The sequence below is a fragment of the Halorarius litoreus genome (assembly GCF_024362405.1).
GTDB classification, from domain to species: Archaea; Halobacteriota; Halobacteria; order Halobacteriales; family Haloarculaceae; genus Halorarius; species Halorarius litoreus.
In genome coordinates this window covers 717627-736001 of the sequence record NZ_CP101454.1, presented here as the reverse complement: position 1 = coordinate 736001, position 18375 = coordinate 717627, and the positions used below count along the sequence as shown (strand labels likewise).

18 protein-coding genes are annotated in these 18375 nt (G+C 64.7%); 7 read left to right on the top strand and 11 right to left on the bottom strand.

Features of this window, described 5'->3' with window-relative positions:
• The first annotated feature begins 134 nt into the window (after positions 1-134).
• On the top strand, positions 135-1274 hold the full coding sequence (locus NL126_RS03795) for a lipoate--protein ligase family protein (RefSeq protein WP_255197584.1): 1140 nt from the start codon (positions 135-137) through the stop codon (positions 1272-1274).
• A gap of 47 nt (positions 1275-1321) precedes the next feature.
• Here NL126_RS03795 and NL126_RS03790 read toward each other — a convergent pair whose 3' ends face one another.
• Genes NL126_RS03790 through NL126_RS03780 form a run of 3 tightly spaced genes read right to left on the bottom strand, consistent with a single transcriptional unit; the run spans position 1322 to position 4168 of the window.
• Positions 1322-2488 (bottom strand): thiolase family protein, encoded by a 1167-nt coding sequence (locus tag NL126_RS03790; protein WP_255197583.1) that lies wholly within the window; start codon positions 2486-2488, stop codon positions 1322-1324.
• Complete coding sequence (locus tag NL126_RS03785; protein WP_255197582.1) at positions 2485-3624, bottom strand: thiolase family protein; 1140 nt, start codon at positions 3622-3624, stop codon at positions 2485-2487. Before NL126_RS03785 ends, NL126_RS03790 begins: the two co-directional genes overlap by 4 nt.
• 46 nt (positions 3625-3670) lie before the next feature.
• On the bottom strand, positions 3671-4168 hold the full coding sequence (locus tag NL126_RS03780) for a Zn-ribbon domain-containing OB-fold protein (protein WP_255197581.1): 498 nt from the start codon (positions 4166-4168) through the stop codon (positions 3671-3673).
• Between the two features lie 229 nt (positions 4169-4397).
• Here NL126_RS03780 and NL126_RS03775 point away from each other — a divergent pair, with 229 nt between their 5' ends.
• The gene (locus NL126_RS03775) at positions 4398-6062 is read left to right on the top strand and encodes an acetate--CoA ligase (protein WP_255197580.1); all 1665 of its coding nucleotides are present in this window, start codon (positions 4398-4400) and stop codon (positions 6060-6062) included.
• A 23-nt stretch (positions 6063-6085) separates the two neighbouring features.
• Here NL126_RS03775 and NL126_RS03770 read toward each other — a convergent pair whose 3' ends face one another.
• The gene (locus tag NL126_RS03770) at positions 6086-7756 is read right to left on the bottom strand and encodes an FAD-binding protein (RefSeq protein ID WP_255197579.1); all 1671 of its coding nucleotides are present in this window, start codon (positions 7754-7756) and stop codon (positions 6086-6088) included.
• Between the two features lie 180 nt (positions 7757-7936).
• On the opposite strand from NL126_RS03770, the gene NL126_RS03765 reads away from it, so the two are divergent.
• Positions 7937-9103: an acyl-CoA dehydrogenase family protein gene (locus tag NL126_RS03765; protein WP_255197578.1), complete on the top strand. Its 1167-nt coding sequence runs from the start codon at positions 7937-7939 to the stop codon at positions 9101-9103.
• Positions 9104-9116: 13 nt separating this feature from the next.
• Here NL126_RS03765 and NL126_RS03760 read toward each other — a convergent pair whose 3' ends face one another.
• Positions 9117-9593 carry a redoxin domain-containing protein gene (locus tag NL126_RS03760; protein WP_255197577.1) on the bottom strand — a complete coding sequence of 159 codons (477 nt, stop codon included), beginning with the start codon at positions 9591-9593 and terminating at the stop codon, positions 9117-9119.
• A gap of 102 nt (positions 9594-9695) precedes the next feature.
• Here NL126_RS03760 and NL126_RS03755 point away from each other — a divergent pair, with 102 nt between their 5' ends.
• On the top strand, positions 9696-9947 hold the full coding sequence (locus NL126_RS03755; protein ID WP_255197576.1) for a glutathione S-transferase N-terminal domain-containing protein: 252 nt from the start codon (positions 9696-9698) through the stop codon (positions 9945-9947).
• A gap of 14 nt (positions 9948-9961) precedes the next feature.
• Here the strand turns inward: NL126_RS03755 and NL126_RS03750 are convergent, their stop codons facing one another.
• Both NL126_RS03750 and NL126_RS03745 read right to left on the bottom strand, forming a co-directional pair.
• A complete protein-coding gene (locus NL126_RS03750) occupies positions 9962-10393 on the bottom strand; it encodes a cupin domain-containing protein (protein ID WP_255197575.1) in 432 nt (143 codons plus the stop codon).
• 38 nt (positions 10394-10431) lie between these two features.
• A complete protein-coding gene (locus tag NL126_RS03745; protein WP_255197574.1) occupies positions 10432-10593 on the bottom strand; it encodes a DUF7559 family protein in 162 nt (53 codons plus the stop codon).
• Between the two features lie 131 nt (positions 10594-10724).
• Between NL126_RS03745 and NL126_RS03740 the strand changes: the two genes are divergently transcribed.
• Positions 10725-11660: a TIGR03619 family F420-dependent LLM class oxidoreductase gene (locus tag NL126_RS03740; protein ID WP_255197573.1), complete on the top strand. Its 936-nt coding sequence runs from the start codon at positions 10725-10727 to the stop codon at positions 11658-11660.
• Positions 11661-11689: 29 nt separating this feature from the next.
• On the opposite strand, the gene NL126_RS03735 is transcribed toward NL126_RS03740, so the two are convergent.
• The gene (locus NL126_RS03735) at positions 11690-12076 is read right to left on the bottom strand and encodes a cupin domain-containing protein (RefSeq protein WP_255197572.1); all 387 of its coding nucleotides are present in this window, start codon (positions 12074-12076) and stop codon (positions 11690-11692) included.
• 116 nt (positions 12077-12192) lie between these two features.
• Here NL126_RS03735 and NL126_RS03730 point away from each other — a divergent pair, with 116 nt between their 5' ends.
• Entirely contained in the window at positions 12193-13053 is an 861-nt protein-coding gene (locus NL126_RS03730; RefSeq protein ID WP_255197571.1) for an amidohydrolase family protein, read from the top strand.
• A 13-nt stretch (positions 13054-13066) separates the two neighbouring features.
• Here NL126_RS03730 and NL126_RS03725 read toward each other — a convergent pair whose 3' ends face one another.
• Positions 13067-13822: an IclR family transcriptional regulator gene (locus NL126_RS03725; protein WP_255197570.1), complete on the bottom strand. Its 756-nt coding sequence runs from the start codon at positions 13820-13822 to the stop codon at positions 13067-13069.
• A gap of 1103 nt (positions 13823-14925) precedes the next feature.
• Between NL126_RS03725 and NL126_RS03720 the strand changes: the two genes are divergently transcribed.
• Positions 14926-15711: an SDR family NAD(P)-dependent oxidoreductase gene (locus NL126_RS03720; protein ID WP_255197569.1), complete on the top strand. Its 786-nt coding sequence runs from the start codon at positions 14926-14928 to the stop codon at positions 15709-15711.
• A 5-nt stretch (positions 15712-15716) separates the two neighbouring features.
• Here the strand turns inward: NL126_RS03720 and NL126_RS03715 are convergent, their stop codons facing one another.
• A complete protein-coding gene (locus NL126_RS03715; protein ID WP_255197568.1) occupies positions 15717-17141 on the bottom strand; it encodes a zinc ribbon domain-containing protein in 1425 nt (474 codons plus the stop codon).
• Entirely contained in the window at positions 17138-18310 is a 1173-nt protein-coding gene (locus NL126_RS03710; RefSeq protein ID WP_255197567.1) for a thiolase domain-containing protein, read from the bottom strand. The genes NL126_RS03715 and NL126_RS03710 overlap by 4 nt, the downstream gene beginning before the upstream one ends.
• Positions 18311-18375 lie beyond the last annotated feature (65 nt).

Below are 18375 nucleotides of genomic sequence, written 5' to 3'. Positions count from 1 at the left end.
CTGCGCTGCAACACTCTCGTTTTCGCGGTCCGAGTTACCGTCCGTTCACGCGCAGTCGGCAGTCCGTAGCCCGTCGTCGGCCCGCAGTGTCCATCAACTATTTTTGGGGTACCGTCCACTAGCAACCCGAGTCCATGACGACAGTTCGCAAACTCGACCTGACTATCGGCCCCGACACGTACCCCGCAATCGAGCGCACACTCATCGACAGCGTCGCTGCCGGTGAGGCGCCCCCGACGGTGATGCAGTGGACGTTCGAGGACGACCTGTTTCTCGAACTCGGTCCCGTCGAGGACGCCTCGCTCATCGACCGCGACCGCGCCGAAGAGGAGGGTATCGCCTACGGCCGGCGGTACAACGTCAGCGGGGGGACGGGCTTCTTCCAGGGGGACAACACCCCGGTCCTCTACATGTTCTTCCAGGACAGGGGCGAACACACCATGACGGAGTACATCGACCTCGCGGGCGAGGCGATGGCGAAGTCGCTGCGCGACGCGGGCGTCTCCGATGCCGTGTATCGAGACGGGGGTGACATCGAACTCGAACCCGACGAGGAAGGTGGCCAGTACGCCAAGGTGGGCGTCTCGGGTGCGGGCTACCAGAACGGGGTCTGGGGTGTCTTCATGAACCTCATCAACGAGACGTTCGACCCTGAGACGTTCGGGCGCATCGACGAGGTGCTCAAACTGCCCGAGGAGAAGTTCGAGGACAAGGAGACCGACAGCGCGGCCGGCCGGATGACCTCGCTCTCGCAGGTCGCCCCCGACACCGACGTCGACGCCATCATGGCCGAAGGGGCGTCGAACCTGGCCGACCTGGTCGACGGGACCGTCGAGGCGGGCGAACTGAGCGACGACGAGCGGGCGGCGCTCGAGGAACACCGCGAGTACTACGGCTCGACGGAGTGGTTCGAGTACTACTCGACGAGCCGCGTGTTCGAGAACGCCGACCCCGACGACCGCGTCGCGGAGGTCGCGTACAAAGGCCGGAAACTCATCAAGGTGAGCGTGCTCGTCGACGCCGACGACACCATCCGGGACGTGGAGTTCACCGGCGACATGTACCACAAGCCCGCATACGAGGCCGTCGACCGGCTCAACGAGGCCGTCATCGGCGAGTCCATCGCCGACGATGACGCGCTGCTCGCTGCCATCGAGGACGTCTATGCGGGGGCGGACTTCGAGATGCCGTGGCTCCCGCCGGAGGACTTCCTCCAGCCGCTCGTCCGCGCACGGGAGAACCTCGGCCCGGTGTCGGAGTTCGGCCGGGAGTGAACCCTCGGCTGTTGGCGACAGCGACGACGCGAAAAAGTAGGTGGTGACTAGTCTGCCGAGAAGATGCACATCTGCTGGAACTGCCCGAGGTTTGCACCCCAGGAGTGAGCCAGCCCCCGTTCAGCGCCGTCGACCTGACGCTCGCCGGCGTCGCCCATCAGCTGGAGGACGACTTCGGTGTGCCGGGAGAGTGACGCACAGATGCCGGAGTTCGTCGCGAGCGTTCCGCCCGAGCAGTTGACCGGTAGTTTCCCATCGCGAGCAGTCACGCCGTCCCGGATGAGGTACTTCCCGTCGCCTTTCTCGCAGAACCCCATCGCCTCGTACTCCATCAACTCGAACGGGATGTAGGGGTTGAACGTCTCGCAGACGTCGAACGCCTCGAGCGGATCGTCGATCTCCTGGCGCTCGTATATCCTGTCGGCGAGGATCTTGAGCTTCGGGAACCAGTCCATCGTCCGAGGACCGGTCTCGAACGTGTTCGAGATGGAATCGATGTCGTCGACCCAGACCGGGTTGTCGCGGTGCTGGTACGCCGTCTCCTCCTCTGCCATGACCATCGCTGCTGCGCCCGAGGAGACCGGGCAGGTCATCGCACGCTTGAGCGGCCAGCAGACCATGGGGGAGTCGAGCACTTCCTCGACTGTCTTGCCCTCGTTTCGGTGGGCGTAGGGGTTTTTCGCCGCGTTCTGGTAGTTCTGCGCGGCGACTTTGGCGAAGTCTTCGAGCGTCGCCCCCGAGATCTCCATGTAGCCTGAACTCGGCAGCGCGCCCATCTGGATGGCCGTCACGAAGTTCCGCTCGAACAGCGGGTCGGCGTTCGTGTTCATCACGGGCTGGGCCTCGACCACCGAGTCGAACGATGGGGAGCCGTAGATGAGCGCCGTGTCGTAGTCTCCCGACGCGAGATACTCGTAGGCGACTTTCACACCACTGCCGCCGGCGGTGCCGCCGGTGTTGATGCTGATGACGGGGATGTCGTTGCCCATCCCCAGTACTTCGAGCGTCCGCTCGACGCGGAACGTGCCTTCGAAGCCGTCGACCGTACAGAACAGCGCCACGTCGATGTCGTCGGGGTCGGCGTCGGCGTGCTCCAGTGCCGCCGTGATGGCCGCGTATGCCTGCTCCTCCTTGGACATCGTCGACAGCCGGTAGTCGGTGAACGTCTCGGGGTCGGAGTAGCCGACACCGATCGCGCCAGCTTTCCGCGTCATGTCGACACCTCCTCGAGGACGAGGACAGCATCTGTCCGCGCTGGCTCGCCCAGGTGCATGTCGTTGTCCCATAGGAGGACGCGCTCGGCTGCGTGCTGGCCGAGTTTGCCCTCGAGTTGCTGACAGGCAGCGATGGCGCGGTACACGCCACCGGAGTTCGGCGGACTCGTCGCCAGCGGGCCACCCGACGCGTTGACGGGCAGCGACCCGTCGATAGCTGTGGTCCCATCGTGGACGAGCGATGCACCCTCGCCCTCGTCACAGAAGCCGAGGGCTTCGTAGCCCAGCAGTTCGAACGAGGGGGCATAGGTCGCCATCTCTGCGGCGTCGATGTCGTCCGGTGAGACACCTGCTTCGTCGTAGGCTGTCGACGCGGCGTCGCGCAACGTCGGTTGGTCGAGTCTGTCTGCCATGTCGCGATACTTGTACTTGGCCGTCGCCATCCCGGTGCCACCGATCCAGCCACAGACCTCGTCGAGCTCGTCGGCGACGTCCTCGCTGACCAGCACCAGTACGGCAGCCCCGTAGGACATCGGGCCGAGCATCAGCTCTGTCAGTGGTCCGACGACCGGATCCGAGTCGAGCACGTCCTCGGTCGAGTAGCCGTCGCGCCGGTGCGCAGCCGAATTCTCGGCTGCTGCTTCGTAGTTCTTGGCCGCTGTCGCCGCCAGATCTTCCCGGGTCACGTCGGTTTCGTCGAGATGGGTCTGGGTGAAGAAACCGTAGGACTGGCGGTTGTTCATGCCGAACGGTCGGTGGTACAGCGCCTCGTGCGAACTCCAGGAGAGCGTCGTCGGGTCGGCCGTCACGAAGTCGGCTGCGACCACCGTCACGACGTCAGCTTTCCCGGAGCGGATCTTCGCCCGCGCCTGGTGGATTGCCACGCCGCCGCCGCTTTGCAGCCGCATCATGGGTTTGTTGTAGGCCGCGGCGGTCGCGATCTTCTGCCCATCACTGATCGCAGCACCGTCGTAGGGGTCCTGTCCAGTGAACATCACACTGTCCAGGTCTTCGTGGGTGATGCCCGCATCTTCGAGGGCGGCCATGTTCGCCTCCAGCACCAACTCGTTGCCGGATTTCTGCGTTTCACCAGCGAAGCCGCTCGTGCCGTAGCCGGCGATTGCGACGTCAGTCATCCGTTTGTCCCTCGGTGGGGTGGGTTGTCCTCATACTCGATCAACCTCATTCCGCCAGACGCCAGTGGTCCATATCGAAGATATTGCCGTTGCGGTCGTCCGACCACACCGGCTCTACCTCTTGGCCTTTCTCGAGTTTGTCGACGAGGTCCATCGGCTCGTCGTACTCGATCTCCTCGATGAAGTGCATCATGCAGATGGCGGAGTCGTCGACGCGGATAACACCCGTGATGTACGGTGGTTCGGGCATCTTCCGGAACTCGAAGAAGCAGACCGTGTAGCTCTCGAGGATGCCCTTCTGTTCCACTTCGACCCACTCGTCCGCCTCCGTGTAGCACTCGACGCAGACGGACTGCGGCGGGACAAACACGTCACCGCAATCGGGGCACTTCGTCCCCATAATGCGTTTCTCCTCCAACTCGTCGAAAAACCGCTTGTTGATCTCGCCGATGTTCAGGGAGAAGTCGAGATCCCAATGGAACGGGTACTTGTACTCCGGTTTGATCTCCTGCGTTGAGACGGACTCGTCGGGTTCGCTATCCATACTTCTCACTGTAGTTCTTCAGCCTTAAGAGATAAACCTTGCCCCGCCGGTGATTGGCGTCCGACGGCGCGCGCTCGACGACCTCCGGTACCCGTGTTTCCCACCACACGGACGCCGTCCGCGTGCGGACACGACCACTCACGACAGCCACCGGTCGACGGGCCGAGTCAGTGCTCTAGTGGTATCTAGTCGAGGGAAGGAATTTAACAAGGGGCATCGATACAGCGCTATGCGACGCTTAGAAGCTTACCACTTCTACGAGAGAGAGTGGGACAGTTACGACGAACTCTGCGAGGACTTCGAGTGGGAGGTCCCGTCGCAGTTCAATCTCGTCGAGTACGTATGCGACCGCTGGGCCGAGGAGACGCCCGAGAAAGTCGCGCTGTACGTCCAATCGATCGACGGCCAGCGATCTGAATACACCTACGAACAGCTCCAGCAGTACTCACGACAGTTCGCCAACGCGCTCGCAGAGATGGGCGTCTCCCGGGGCGACCGGGTGGCACTCACCGCCCCGCAGGCGGTCGAGACGCTCGTCGTCAATCTCGCGGCGTGGCGGCTCGGTGCGATTTCCGTCCCTCTCGCCCCGCAGTTCGGCCCCGACGCACTGGAGTACCGCGTCTCTGACTGCGGCGCGAGCGTCTGCATCGTCGACCCGGATAACCTCGATACTGTACAGACCGTTCGGGACGACATCGACTCGCTCGAACACGTCCTCGTCACCGACGACGACGTGGCTGGTGACGACGTCGTCGGCTTCTGGTCGACGCTCGAAGCACACGACGCCGACGTCGAGACGGTGCAGACGGACCCCGACGAGGACGCCGTCTTTATCTACACGAGTGGGACGACCGGTGACCCGAAAGGCGTGCGGACACCCCACCGGCTCCACCTCGGGCTCCTCCCCGGCTTCGTTACGATCCACTGCAACCTCCAGATAGACGACGAGACCGTCTGGCGGACGCCTGCGGGCTGGGGATGGATGGTGTTCTTCGTCGGCATCGCGAGTCTGTTCTACGGGACGTCGCTGGTCGGCTACCCCGGCCGATACGATCCGGAGACGGAACTCGAGATCATCGAAGCGTTCGACGTGACGAACTGGTTCGCGCCCCCAACGGTCATCCGAATGATGATGAACGAGGTCGACGACCCGGCGCAGTACGACGTGACGTCGGTCCGGACGATACCGACTGGCGGGGAGGCTGTCGGCCAGAGCATCGTCGACTGGTCACAGGAGACTTTCGGGAACGTCACGATAAACGAGGCGTACGGACAGAGCGAGGCGCTGCTCGTCATCGGCGAGTGCGGTGCGCTGCTGGAGAGCCGCGACGGGACGATGGGCCCCCACGTGCCGGGCCACGCGGTCGACATCGTCGACCAGGAGACGGCCGAGCCGATCGGCTCCGACGAGGTCGGTGAGATCGCCGTCCGCCACGAGGGGAACCCGGTCATCTTCAACGGCTACTGGAACATGCCGGACCGAACCGAAGGGAAGTTCGCGAACGGGTGGCTCCTCACCGAGGATCTCGGTACGAAAGACGAGGACGGCTACTTCGCGTTCCACAGCCGCAAGGACGACGTCATCATCTGTTCCGGCTACCGGGTCAGCCCGGAGGAACTGGAGGAGACCCTGTCGACCCACGAGGCGGTCGCCAACGCCGGTGTCATCGGTATCCCGGACGACACGCGCGGGAAGGTGCCGAAGGCGTTCGTGACGCTCGTCGAGGGGTACGAGCCGTCTGACGGGCTGGCAACGACGTTGCAGGAGTACATCAAGGACCGACTCGCTCCCTACGAGTACCCCCGCGAGATCGAGTTCATCGACGAGCTCCCGACGACGCCCGTCTCCGGCAAGATACAGCGGGCGAAACTCGAAGAACGAGACGGGCTGTAGGTGACTCGCCGCTCTCCCCGTCGCTACACTCGTGACGAAACGTCGTACTCGACTGCGTTGTCTGCTGCCGCAATCCCGGCCAGGTAGCCGAAGACGACGTTCGGACCGATCGTCCCGCCCCCACCGGCGTAGCCGATTCCCATGACGTGCGCCGTGCTGTTCGACGCCGCGTACAGCCCCGGGATCGATTCCTCGTCAACGTCGACGACCGCACCATCGGGCGTCGTCACGAGGCCACCTTTCGTGCCGATGCTCCCCGCGTACACGTCAATAGCGTAGTACGGCGGGTCGTCGACCGGGCCGAGATTCGGATGCTCGGCGTCGCGGTCGCCAGTCATCGTGTCGTGTGCGCTCTCGCCCCGGTGGAACTCGGGGTCGACCCCCTCGCGGGCGTACTCGTTGAACCGCTCGATCTGTGCTTCGAGGCCGTCGGGGTCGATCCCCTTCTTCGCGGCGAGGTCCCGAAGCGTGTCTGCCGACGTGAGCCACTCGGGGTCGTCCTGATGTGGCATGACCGTCAGCAACGCGTACTGCTCGCGGGCGCTGCTGTCGAAGATGACGTACGCCGGGAGGTTCGCGTAGTCGTACTCGTGGGGGTCGAACTCACGGAAGGTCTTCCCGAGGTCGACGTAGTTGCCGGACTCGTTGCAGAACCGCTCGCCGTCCTCGTTGACCATAACCGTCCCTGGGAGCGTGCGCTCGGCGAGCAGGATCCGGTAGAGGGGGGAGCCGTCGTCCCACTCTTCGCCGGGGACGTACCCGGCTGGACACCACCACGCCTCGTTCATGTTGCCGAGCTTCGCGCCGACCTCCATCCCCATCTTGATGCCGTCACCCTCGTTGTACGGTGGACTCGTCGGCGCAGTCATCGGCCCCGCGAGGAAGTTCTCGCACATCTCCTCGTCCCACTCCATCCCGCCGGTGGCGACGACGACGCTGTCCGCGCGGATGCACGTCTCCTCGTCGTTGATGGTGGCGACGACGCCCACCACAGTTCCATCGTCGACCACCAGTTCCTCTGCCGGGGCGTCGGTCTCGAACGCTACCCCCTCGTCGAGACACGCTTCGTACAGTCCCGCGATGAGCGCGCGGCCCGTGCCGAGCATGTCGTTCTCGCGTCGCTCTCTGAGCTCGTCCCAGTCGGCGACGACGGGGAACTTCGCCATCCCACCGGAGTTCATCATCTCACCGATCGACGTCGGAATCGGTGTCTGTGGGTTGCTACGGACGTTTTTGAGGTTCTCGCCGAGGCGGCTCCCGTCGTAGATACCCGGCTCTATCGTCTGTCCTTTCGGGTGTCCACCTTCCCACTCCGGGTGGTAGTCCGGATAGCCAGAAAAGCCGAGGTCGAGCGCTGTCTTCTCGTCGATGTACGCGGCGACGCCCGGACTCGCGTCGATGAATCGCTCGATCATCGCCGCTGGGACGCGCTCGCCGGCGACGTTCCTGACGTAGGAGACGAGTTTCTCCCGCTCAATTTCGCCTAGCTCGTCGAGGAGCGGCTCGCTGTTCGGGAGCCACATCGCGCCGCCGGAGACGGCCGTCGCCCCGCCCAGCGCCGGCGCTTTCTCGAGGACGAGTGTCTCCACGCCGGCGTCGCTCGCCGCGAGTGCCGCGAGCATCCCCGACCCGCCGGACCCGATGACGACGGTATCGACAGCTCTCTCCCATTCGGCCTCGTCAGCATTGCGCATATCCTTTCGCTCAACTGGTCGGTACAGAAGCGGGTGCAATAAGGCAATATTTTCCAACTCGGTCCACACTGGATAGCCAGCAGCGACCTGGTTCAACCCATGCAGCGATGCCAGCCGAGCACCGCCACCCGACACAAGATATAAGCGCTCCGTACCGTAATTACGGACGATACAACGCCGATGACAGACTCTACCACGCGCCACACTATCGGGCTGGAACAGCGCCACCACGACTTCCGCGAGCGCATGCGTTCGTTCGTCGAAGCCGAGATCGAACCGATTGTCGACGACTACGAGGAGCGCGGCGAGTTCCCGGTCGACGTCATCGACACGCTCGGCGAGGCCGGGCTCTACGGCATCACCGTCTCCGAGGAGTACGGCGGGGCCGGCCTCGACCACCGCTCGTTCGTCATCGCCGTCGAGGAGCTCGCCCGTGTCTGGAAGATTCCAGCCGGCGTGGTCTCGCTCTCCTGTGGGCTCATCGGCAACACGCTCGAGAAGTTCGCCGACGACTGGCAGAAAGACGAGTGGCTGACCGACATCTTCACCGAGAATCAAATCACTGCGGTCTCGCTGACGGAGCCACAGGCCGGGAGCGACGCGAACAACCTGGAGACGACCGCCGAGAAGGACGGCGACGACTACGTGCTCAACGGCCACAAGGTCTGGACCTCCCACGGCGCGGTCGCCGACCTCGTCTTCGTCGTCGCCCGGACGGAACAGACCGGCAGCCACGACGACGTGAGCATCATCGGCATCCCGAACCCCCACGAGCGCGACGGCTTCGACATCGTCCGCGACATCCCCTGTATGGAGGGTGACGCGGTCATCGAGAGCGAGATCGAGTACAACGACCTGCGCGTGCCCCAGGAGTACCTCATCGGCGAGGAGGGGCGCGGGTTCCGCTACATCATGGAGGCGCTCGACCTCGGGCGAATCGGCGTCGCCGCACAGGGCGTGGGCATCACGCAGGGTTGTCTCGATGCCAGCGCCACCTTCGCGGACGAGCGCGAACAGTTCGACCGACCCATCCGCGAGTTCCAGGGCGTCTCGTTCAAGCTGGCTGACATGAAGATGAACCTCGAAGCCGCCCGGCTGCTGGCGTATCAGGCCGCCGCCCGCATCGACGATGGCGAGCGCATCACGCAGGACGCCGCCATCGCGAAGACGTTCGCCTCCGACGTGGCGATGGAGGCCGCAACCGAAGCCGTCCAGATCCACGGTTCACGGGGCTACTCCACCGACTACCCGGTCGAGCGGTACATGCGCGAGGCGAAGGGCGCGCAGATCTACGAGGGGACGAACGAGGTCAACCGGTCGGTCATCGCCAAGCACCTCTACGAGTAGCGCGCGGCAGAACTCAGAGCTCTTCGACTGCAGCTTCGATCTCGTCGACCGGTGGCGGTGAGACCGTGTCGGGAGAGACCCAGCGGTACTGTATCTCGCGGTCGGCGTCGAGGACGAACACCGACCGCTTGGGAGTCGTGACGTGGGCCATGCCGTCGCGCTCGATGCGGAGGTCGAACAGGTCGGTGATGTAGCCGTCCACGTCGGCGAACACGCTGAACGGGCTGTCGATGCGCCGCAGGAAGGCGTTCTGTGCGAAGGGGCCGTCGCGGCCGACGCCGACGACCTCCACGCCGTCGAGGTCGTCCCAGCCACCACGCTCGAAGCGTTTCCACCAATGGCGGGCGATTGCGCTGAACACGAACCCCTGGAAGTAGAGGACGGCACCGCGTTCGCCGAGGACCTCGTCGACGTGCATGTCCTCGAACACTTCGCCGTCGCAGTAGAGCGCTTCGAACTCCGGGGCAGTCTCGCCGGTCTCGGGAGGCATGGACCGGGATACTGCGACCGAGTGTATAAACGTTCCCCACAGGTCCCCAGCAGCGCCCTGGCGCGACATCTTTTTCAGGGGTCGTGTGTAACGTTCCCACGAATGTCCCGAACACTGTACCGCCTCGAAGGCTGCCCGTACTGCGTGCGCGTAGTCGACAAACTGGACGAACTGGACCTCGACTACCACAGCGTCTGGGTCGAAGCGATGCACTCCCGGCGGAACCGCGTCAAGGAGGTCTCCGGCCAGCGACAGACGCCCGTTCTCGTCGACGACGAGTACGGCGTCACCATGGCCGAGTCCGCTCGCATCCTCGAATACCTCGATGCGACGTACGGCGAGCAGGCGACCTGACCGGCGACCACGCCCTACAGGTCGTGGGGGTCGATGACCTCGTCACCGGCGTCGGCCGGCGCGCCGAGCGCGAGGACGACGCTGTTCTCCTCGCCGACACACCGGTGACCGTGCGGTTCGTACGGCCCGGCGGCGAAGAACGTCCCCGGGCCGACCCTGACGTATTCGGGGTCCGCGGCGTCGCCGAGTTTGAGCGAGAACTCGCCTTCGATGACGTAGTACAGCTCTTCCTCTTCGGGGTGGGCGTGGAAGCCGACCTCTTCACCGGGCTCGAAGTACCAGAGCTTCGCAGCCATCTTCTGCAAGTCGAGCACCTCGTCGACCGGGCGGATCGAGACCGTCGGGAGCACGTCCTCGACCTCCGACAGGTCGACGAGTGGGACGTCGTCAGTGTGGACGACTTTGGGGTCGGCTTTCTGTAGCTCGGCTTCGTCGATGAACTCCATACCCGCCTAACGCGGTACCAGGGTAAAAACTGCAGCGGTCACGCTGGCCAGATCTCTTCGAGGTCATCGCTGCCACAGTACGGACAGGTGTAGTCGTCGACCCCGACGTCGTCGGGCATCTCGTGGGAGTGGTGAACCTCGAACATATCCATCGCACAGTCCGGGTTGTTACAGACCACGTCGTGTGGTGGGCGCGGCATGCCACCCACTATGCTGTGTCGGGGTAATAAACGCTCGTACTGTGCGGGTCCACCACAAGACCTAATTGCCAGCCACCGTATTCGAGAGCGTACATGTTCGAGTACGCAGACCGTCCGGCAGGGCGATATCCATGAGCGACGAGATGGAGTTCGGCGTGATGCTCTCGGCGACGAGCAACACCTACGGCATCGCCGACGCGGACCTCCCCGACGTGTTCCGCCGCAGCGGGCGCGTCGCCGAAGACAGCGGCTTCGACGTCGTCGTCGCGGGCGACCACATCGTCTACCCGAAGGAGATCCCCACCGACTACGAGTACTCGTCGTCCGGGGAACCACCGTTCGATACCGAGACCAGCGTCTTCGACGTGTTCCAGGTCCTCTCGCATCTCGCGGCCGTCACCGACGAGATCGACCTCGGGACGAACGTCGTGGCGGCTCCCTATCGACATCCGCTCGTCCTCACGAAGAACATCCTCACGCTCGATGCGCTCTCGCAGGGGCGCTTCGACTTCGGCGTCGCCCCCGGCTGGATGAAAACGGAGTTCGACGCGCTCGGGAGTCCTTTCGAGGAGCGTGGCCGCCGAACCGACGAGTTCCTCGAAATCTTCGAGCTGGCCTGCGAGAACAGCATCGCGAGCTACGAGGGCGAGCACTACCAGTTCGACGAGGTCGGGTTCCACCCCCGGCCGGCCCACGATATCCCCATCTGGATCGGTGGGAAGTCGGGGGCGGCCATCCGTCGTGTCGGGCAGTTCGGCACCGGCTGGTCGACGCTGTGGGACTACCCCGACGACGTGGCCACGACACGCGACCGCATCATGAACGCCTGGACTGACTTCGAACGCGAGGGCGACCCCGAAATCGCCGTGCTGCGGCCGGTGAGTCTCGGCCCGGACGCGGACCCGGACCGGCTCCTCTCGGGCGAGCCGGCGGACATCATCGAGGACGTCGAGACGTACCGGGAGGCCGGCACCACCCGCATCATCGTCGACTTCTTCACGACCGACATCGACGAACAGCTCGGGCTGATGGAACGGTTCGGCGAGGAAGTCATCGACGCGTTCTGAGACTGCTGGGCGTCCGGCTGCTGGAGCGGTTACTCCTCGAGGTCTTCTTCGAACACCGCGTCGTTGCGGAGGTTCGGCGCACCGACGGCGAAGATCTCGGTGTCCTCGAGCGCGTGAATCTGCCGCATCGGTCCGGGGTCGACCACGACGAAGTCGTTCGCCTCGATCTCGAACTCCTCGCCGTCGATCTCCATGACGGCGCGCCCGGAGATGACGAAGAATATCTCCTCCTGTTCCTTCTGATAGTGGCGGCGGACGGTGTCGCCCGCGTCGTAGTAGAAGTAGTTGAACCGCATCTCGTTCGGGCGGTCGTCGCCACGGGTCTTGAGGTCGTAGCCGAGCATCTTCACCGCCGGCTCGGCGTCGGTTCGCGTGCTCTTTTCGACCTCGTCTAGGTTGATTTTCGAGTACGACATCTACCCGAGAGTCTGCCCGTGTGTGTATAAATCTACCCGAGCAGACCGCAGCCACCGGTAGGGTTAAACGAACTCTCTTCGACGTGTCTCCACATGCAACAGCGAGTGAGCAATCCATGGTAGCAGGCGAGGGTGAGATCGTCGACATCTGGTGTAACCTCTTCACCAGAGAGGGGATGGAGATCTACTTCGACTCCGAGGCACAGAGCGTCGCGGCGCAGATCTTCGGCAAAGCGGACATGTACGAGCCCGCGAAGGGGATGGACGCCGACGCGTTCGTCGAGCTGATGGACGCCCATGGCGTCGGCACGGTGCTGATTCCCGCGCTCAAGTTCGGTGCCCTCGAAGGAGGGATGCAGATCGACGTCCCACACGAACTGGTCGCGGACGTGGCCAGCGAGCACCCGGACCGCATCAAGGGGCTGGCGGGAATCAATCCCCGAGAGGGGATGGAGGGTGTCGCCAGGCTGGAGGAGTACGTCGAGGACCACGGCTTCGTCGGGGCGCTCCTGGAGCCGTACGGCTGGGACCTCCCGCTCAACCACCGGCGGTACTACCCGTTCTACGCGAAGTGTGCGGAACTCGGTGTTCCCGTCGTGATGCAGGTCGGCCACTCCGCGATGAAGATGCCGAGCAAGCATGGGAAGCCACTCCTGTTAGACGACGTCGCCATGGATTTCCCGGGGCTCGACATCGTCGGCGGTCACACGGGGTGGCCGTGGTCGTCAGAACTCGAAGCGCTGGTCTGGAAACACTCGAACCTCTATCTCGGCGCCACCGCCCACGCCCCGAAGTACTGGGACGAGAACATCGTCCAGTTCATCCGGACGCGGGGTCGCGACAAGGCCGTCTTCGGGACGGACTACCCGGTGCTCGAGTACGAGGAGACGTTCGACCAGATCGACGAGCTGGGCTTCAGCGACGAGGTCGAGCGAAAACTGCTCGTGGAGAACGCGAAAGCGCTGTTCGACCTCTGAGCAGGGGGCGGTCTCAGCCGTAGGTGAGGTTGAGCTCGATGATGTTCGAGGCACTGAGCAGGAGATCCGGCAGCGTCTCGTCGAACCGCTCACCGCGCATCCGATTTGCGGGGCCGCCGACGGCGATTGCACCGACGACCGCCCCGCGGTCGAGAATCGGTGCGGCGACGCCTTTGACCCCCTCGACGAGTTCGTTCGTGTCCGTCGCGTATCGCTGCTCCCGAATGGTTTCGAGCTCCTCTTTGAGCACGGCCGGGTCGGTGATCGTGTATGTGGTGTAGGCCGCCAGCCCGTGGTCCTCGATGATTTCATCGATTCGTTCCTCGGGTAGATGCGCGAGCATCACCTTGCCGGCGGCGTTCGCGTGGAGCGGTGTCGGCCGTCCGGCGTAGGCGTCAAGGTTGACTGCATTGGTGCCCTTGGCGACGTGGAGCAACACCGCACGCCCGCGCTCCTCGATGGAGAGGCTCGCGTGCTCTCCCGTCTCCTTCGCCAGGTCCTCGACTTCGGGACGTCCGGCCTCGTAGATCGGCTGCTGTTTTCGCGCCCGTGCCCCGAGTTCGAGGAACCGCGACCCCACCCGATAGATGTTATCCGACTTGACGACGACCCCCATCGACTCCAGCGTCCGAAGGTGGTCGTGGAGCGTGCTCTTCGGCATGTCCATGTGGTCCACCAGATCGGTGAACCGTGCCCCCTCGAGCTCGAGCAATGCTTCCACCACGTCGAACGCGACTTCCGTCGTTTTGACCGGCATCCGTTTGTTCATGCTGTGGGCCATGTTGTGGGGTCACATAAACTTATCCGAGATAGCCGGAAACTGCCCACGGGTTACACAGCAGTCCACCACACGCTGCCGGAATGAACCGGCCGATGATACGTGCCACCGTGGATTCAGGGCGGGTCGTGCCCGACATCGTTCGAGCGTCTCTCGACCGCGTCCGTGTGCTGACGGGACGTGCTCGAGCCGTCCCGAGTTACTGTGATATCATGTGGCATGATAAATAGTAACAAAATTTGTCCGGGAAATCCGGAACTACGATGAGTGGAGCTATCAACTGTATACTCACTAAGGTCGAAGTCACGGTGGCAACGGGGGAACATGGGCGAATCTTGCCGTCCGGGCATTCCGGAACAGATGTGTTGGCGTGGCTGCGATCGAACACCGGGGTCGAGCCCGCAACGCCGGGTCCGTAGTCGGGGCCACGCACCGGCCCTACTCGCCGAACCACCGCCGTCGGGTTCGGATCGTAGGAAACATTACAATAGTAGGTCTGTAACGTCTCTGCTGCCGTCCATTACATGACTACGTTTGTAACGTGCTTCGTGACGTCTCCACCAGGGCCTCGGTCGTGTCAATGTGGACGCTCCTTCGACACCGCGGTTGCGTGTGTGGGTTCGACATCATTCCGGCAATGCCGGAATCTGACTCCGTTCTTTCGGCTATGGTAACTGGGCGTCTACGGGCGATACACTCCCGTTTCACCGGGAGATCGGCACTACCGCGGGACAACCGGTCCGACAATCCGTGTGAACCGAACGCTCTGCAGACCACGACACGGCAGATATGTCCGCTACCTACAGTCTGGAAATATAACTGTGTGGAAATCGGATTTCGGTTCCGATATTTCCGGATATACTATGTGGCTGTGTGATTGGTCGTATCACTGTCGGGAAACGCTCAGGTGATGGCCGCTCCGGTGTGGGAGTGGCCACGCTGGTTCCGGCTACACAGAACGTGTACTGCGCCGTGAGACGATGTCCGATGGCCACTCCACTGGACGGGGGCAGAGGCGTCCACTACGGCGTGCATGACGCGTCACTCGGGTCGAGATAGATTTACAAGTCCGTTGGTGTAAGCTTCGCTCGCGAATGACTACAACGGATTTCCAGATTCGCGGTTCGACGGCAGTCGTCACCGGCTCGTCTTCAGGTATCGGTCGTGCGATCGCGGAGCGGTTCGCCCGCGACGGCGTCGACGTGGTCGTCTGTTCCCGGTCACAGGAGAACGTCGACCCGGTCGCGGAGTCGATCAACGACGCGGACCACGACGGCCGAGCGCTCGCGGTCGAATGCGACGTGCGAGACTGGGAGGCTGTCGAAGCCCTCGTCGAGCAAACCACAGAGACGCTCGGCCCTATCGACATCTGGGTCAACAACGCCGGTGCGAGCTTCGTCGCCCCCTTCGAGGACATCAGCCAGAACGGCTGGAAGACCATCGTCGACATCAATCTCCACGGAGCGTTCAACTGCGCACAGGTCGTCGGCGAACAGATGCGCGAACGCGGGGAGGGGACAATCATCAACATCTCCAGCGTCGCGGCGCGCGACGGAGCACCGGGAATGACCCACTACGCCGCGTCGAAAGCCGGCATGAACAACCTCACCCGGACGCTCGCCTACGAGTGGGCCGAGTACGGCATCCGCGTCAACGGCATCATGCCGGGGCTCATCGCCACCGAAGGCCTGGAGAGCCAGGAGGGCATCGGCGCCGACGACATCGACCGAGAGGAGGTCGACCGGCAGATCGGCACGCCGGACGAGCTCGCCTCGGTCGCACAGTTCCTCGCGAGCCCGGCGGCGAGCTACATCCTCGGCGAGACGATAACGGTCGAAGGTGTCCCGCGCATCGCCCGCACGAGTCACCACGAAGAGTAGCCGACTCAGACGGCCGGTCTGACCTTGAACCCGTAGCGCGTGACGCCCTCCTGCGTGTAGATCTTCCTGATGGTCCGCTCGACCTCGTCGCCGACGGCGACGTCGTCCGGGTCGACCTCGACGAACAGCGCGGGCAGGCTCGCCGACCCGCCGTCCGGCCCGTCGAACGCCACGATTCCCGTCGCGTACGCGCCAGCGCGACCCTGGAGCTCCGCGAACTCCGGTGGCGCACCGCCCTGTGAGATGACCGAGCACGCTTCGACGGTCCCGGTCCGAGCGAGTTCGACCGGTTCGTACTCGACGAGCGCTCGGCAGTGACTGCAGGCGCCCTGTGGTGGCATGTTGAGCCGCTCGCAGGAGGGACACCGGCCCGCTTCGAGGCGGTAGCGCTGTGCGAGCGAGCGGTGCCACGTGGGGAGGGTGACGTAGCCGCCACCCCCCTGCGGCTCGCCGCCGGTAATCTCACCACGCTGGCGGAGGTAGGTGGCGTAGTCGACGTCGGTCTCGCCGTCGAGCGCGAGCGCCGTCGGCACCGTGTCGGCAACGTCGACGGTGACCGCTTCCGCGATGGCGCCCGACCCGGCGGCGATGCCGACGATTCCCGAGGCGTCGTCTGCGAGGGCAGTGGCGAGGCTCAGCGGAACGCTCGCTGCACCCGTGTCGCCGAGGGTGTGGACGGTCGCGTGTGCTTTCAGCCGCTCGCCGGACACCGGGAGTGCGCCCGCCACACGATACGGCTGGCGGCCGTCCGTCGCCTGCACCGCCACCGCATCGACGGCGTCCTCGTCGTACGCGAGTCGCTCCAGCGCGCCGGTGACGGTCGTCTCGAACGTCTCCCTGTCGAACGGCGTGATGCCCAGCCCTTCCGAGCGCTCGTTGCCACGCTGACGGAAGCGCGTCCCGACGGCTGGCTCGGAGACCGTCGCGAAGGCATCGAGCGTCGCCGGGCCGTCGGCCGTCACGACGAAGGCTGCCGCACCCGCGCCAGCCCCCTGTTCGAGCGCCTCGTCGAGCGCCCCGCGCGGAGCATCGCTCGCGACGACCAGCACGGGTCCCGTCGACTCGACGGCGCGAGTGGCCCCGCGAAGCGCCCGCACGCCGACGGTCAGCGACCCCGTATAGAGGGTCGACTCGGCCGTCTCCGACACGCCGAGCATCGCGGCGAACCGCGGCAGGAGCGACTCCTCCTCGACCGGCGGGTTCGTCGTCGCGAAGGCAACCGCGCCGACGTCTCCGGCCGTGAGTTCGCCCGCGTCGAGCGCGTTCCTCGCGGCCTCGTACCCCATCGTCAGGACGTCCTCGTCGGCCCCGGGGACGGCCGTCTCCTCGATGCCGCCCGCCTTGAACTGCCCCCACGCCTCGGCGATGGCGTCGCCGGGCAGTCGCGTCCGCGGCGCGTACGCCCCGACCGCAGCGATGCCGGGGCTCATGCCGACCCCTCCTTCTCGAGGATGTGAACGGTCGCTGCACCGCCACTGCCACCGATGTTGTGTGCCAGCCCGACGGTCGCGTCCTCGACCTGCCGGTCGCCAGCGTGGCCGCTCAGTTGCTCGAACACTTCGACCATCTGGCTCGCCCCGGTCGCACCGATGGGGTGGCCCTTGCTCTTGAGGCCACCGGAGGTGTTGACTGGGAGGTCGCCGCCGAGTCTGGTCTCGCCGCTCTCGGCGAACGCCCCGCCCTCACCGGGCTCACAGAAGCCCAGGTCCTCGTAGGCGATGACCTCCGCGATGGAGAAGCAGTCGTGAACCTCGGCGAAGTCGAGGTCCTCGGGCGCCATGCCGGCCTCCTCGTAGGCCGACTCGGCTGCCTGCTTCGTCGCCGGAATCGACGTGTAGGAGTCGCGTTCGAACAGCCCGATGCCGCCGCTCGACGCGCCGGCGCCGGCGACGCGAATCGGGTCGTCGGTGTAGTCGTCGACGACGTCCTCGCTGGCGATGAGCACGGACGCCGCGCCGTCCGACATCGGACAGCAGTGGTAGAGGCCGAGCGGCGCGGCGATGGTCGGTGCCGACTCCGCGTCTTCGAGCGAACACTCGTAGCCGAGATGCGCGTGGGGGTTCTTCGCCCCGTGTTCGTGGCTCTTGACGGCGACGTGCGAGAGCTGCTCGCGCGTCGTGCCGTACTCGTTCATGTGGGCGCTGGCCATCTGCGCGAACACGCCCGAAAACGTCGTCCCGGCCATGCGCTCCCACTCCATCTCGCCGCTCACGCCGAGCCAGTAGCGGGCACGGTCACGGCCGAGGTCGTTCATCACCTCGGTGCCGCCGGCGAGCGCGACGTCGGCCATCCCACTTCTGACGGCCTGAATTGCCTGTCGGATGCTGTACCCGCTCGCCGCACAGGCGTTCTCGAGGCGGACACAGGGGATGCCGTCGAGCCCGACGTGTTCGGTGACGGCCGGCCCCGGGAGCCCGATCTGGCGCCCACCGATGCTCACCATCCCGATGTACGCCTCGTCGATGTCGTCCCGCGAGATGCCATCCGGGACGCTCTCGACCATCTCCTCGAAGGCGGTCCGGAACAGCGACCGGTAGCTCTCGTCGGGGAACGCACCGAAATCACTCTGTCCCGCACCTATCAGATATGCGTCGCGCATGGTTGAGTGACTTTGGCTCGGGACGTAAAGCTGTTCCCCGAGCCCGAGAGACGGGTGAACCCACC

Bases quoted from the DNA above. Each gene is read 5' to 3' on its own strand.
- NL126_RS03745 (WP_255197574.1), bottom strand. From the start codon at position 10,593: ATGCCGCGCCCACCACACGACGTGGTCTGTAACAACCCGGACTGTGCG.
- NL126_RS03785 (WP_255197582.1), bottom strand. From the start codon at position 3,624: ATGACTGACGTCGCAATCGCCGGCTACGGCACGAGCGGCTTCGCTGGT.
- NL126_RS03765 (WP_255197578.1), top strand. From the start codon at position 7,937: ATGACAGACTCTACCACGCGCCACACTATCGGGCTGGAACAGCGCCAC.
- NL126_RS03730 (WP_255197571.1), top strand. From the start codon at position 12,193: ATGGTAGCAGGCGAGGGTGAGATCGTCGACATCTGGTGTAACCTCTTC.
- NL126_RS03710 (WP_255197567.1), bottom strand. From the start codon at position 18,310: ATGCGCGACGCATATCTGATAGGTGCGGGACAGAGTGATTTCGGTGCG.
- NL126_RS03795 (WP_255197584.1), top strand. From the start codon at position 135: ATGACGACAGTTCGCAAACTCGACCTGACTATCGGCCCCGACACGTAC.
- NL126_RS03725 (WP_255197570.1), bottom strand. From the start codon at position 13,822: ATGAACAAACGGATGCCGGTCAAAACGACGGAAGTCGCGTTCGACGTG.
- NL126_RS03780 (WP_255197581.1), bottom strand. From the start codon at position 4,168: ATGGATAGCGAACCCGACGAGTCCGTCTCAACGCAGGAGATCAAACCG.
- NL126_RS03790 (WP_255197583.1), bottom strand. From the start codon at position 2,488: ATGACGCGGAAAGCTGGCGCGATCGGTGTCGGCTACTCCGACCCCGAG.
- NL126_RS03735 (WP_255197572.1), bottom strand. From the start codon at position 12,076: ATGTCGTACTCGAAAATCAACCTAGACGAGGTCGAAAAGAGCACGCGA.
- NL126_RS03740 (WP_255197573.1), top strand. From the start codon at position 10,725: ATGAGCGACGAGATGGAGTTCGGCGTGATGCTCTCGGCGACGAGCAAC.
- NL126_RS03775 (WP_255197580.1), top strand. From the start codon at position 4,398: ATGCGACGCTTAGAAGCTTACCACTTCTACGAGAGAGAGTGGGACAGT.
- NL126_RS03755 (WP_255197576.1), top strand. From the start codon at position 9,696: ATGTCCCGAACACTGTACCGCCTCGAAGGCTGCCCGTACTGCGTGCGC.
- NL126_RS03720 (WP_255197569.1), top strand. From the start codon at position 14,926: ATGACTACAACGGATTTCCAGATTCGCGGTTCGACGGCAGTCGTCACC.
- NL126_RS03760 (WP_255197577.1), bottom strand. From the start codon at position 9,593: ATGCCTCCCGAGACCGGCGAGACTGCCCCGGAGTTCGAAGCGCTCTAC.
- NL126_RS03770 (WP_255197579.1), bottom strand. From the start codon at position 7,756: ATGCGCAATGCTGACGAGGCCGAATGGGAGAGAGCTGTCGATACCGTC.
- NL126_RS03715 (WP_255197568.1), bottom strand. From the start codon at position 17,141: ATGAGCCCCGGCATCGCTGCGGTCGGGGCGTACGCGCCGCGGACGCGA.
- NL126_RS03750 (WP_255197575.1), bottom strand. From the start codon at position 10,393: ATGGAGTTCATCGACGAAGCCGAGCTACAGAAAGCCGACCCCAAAGTC.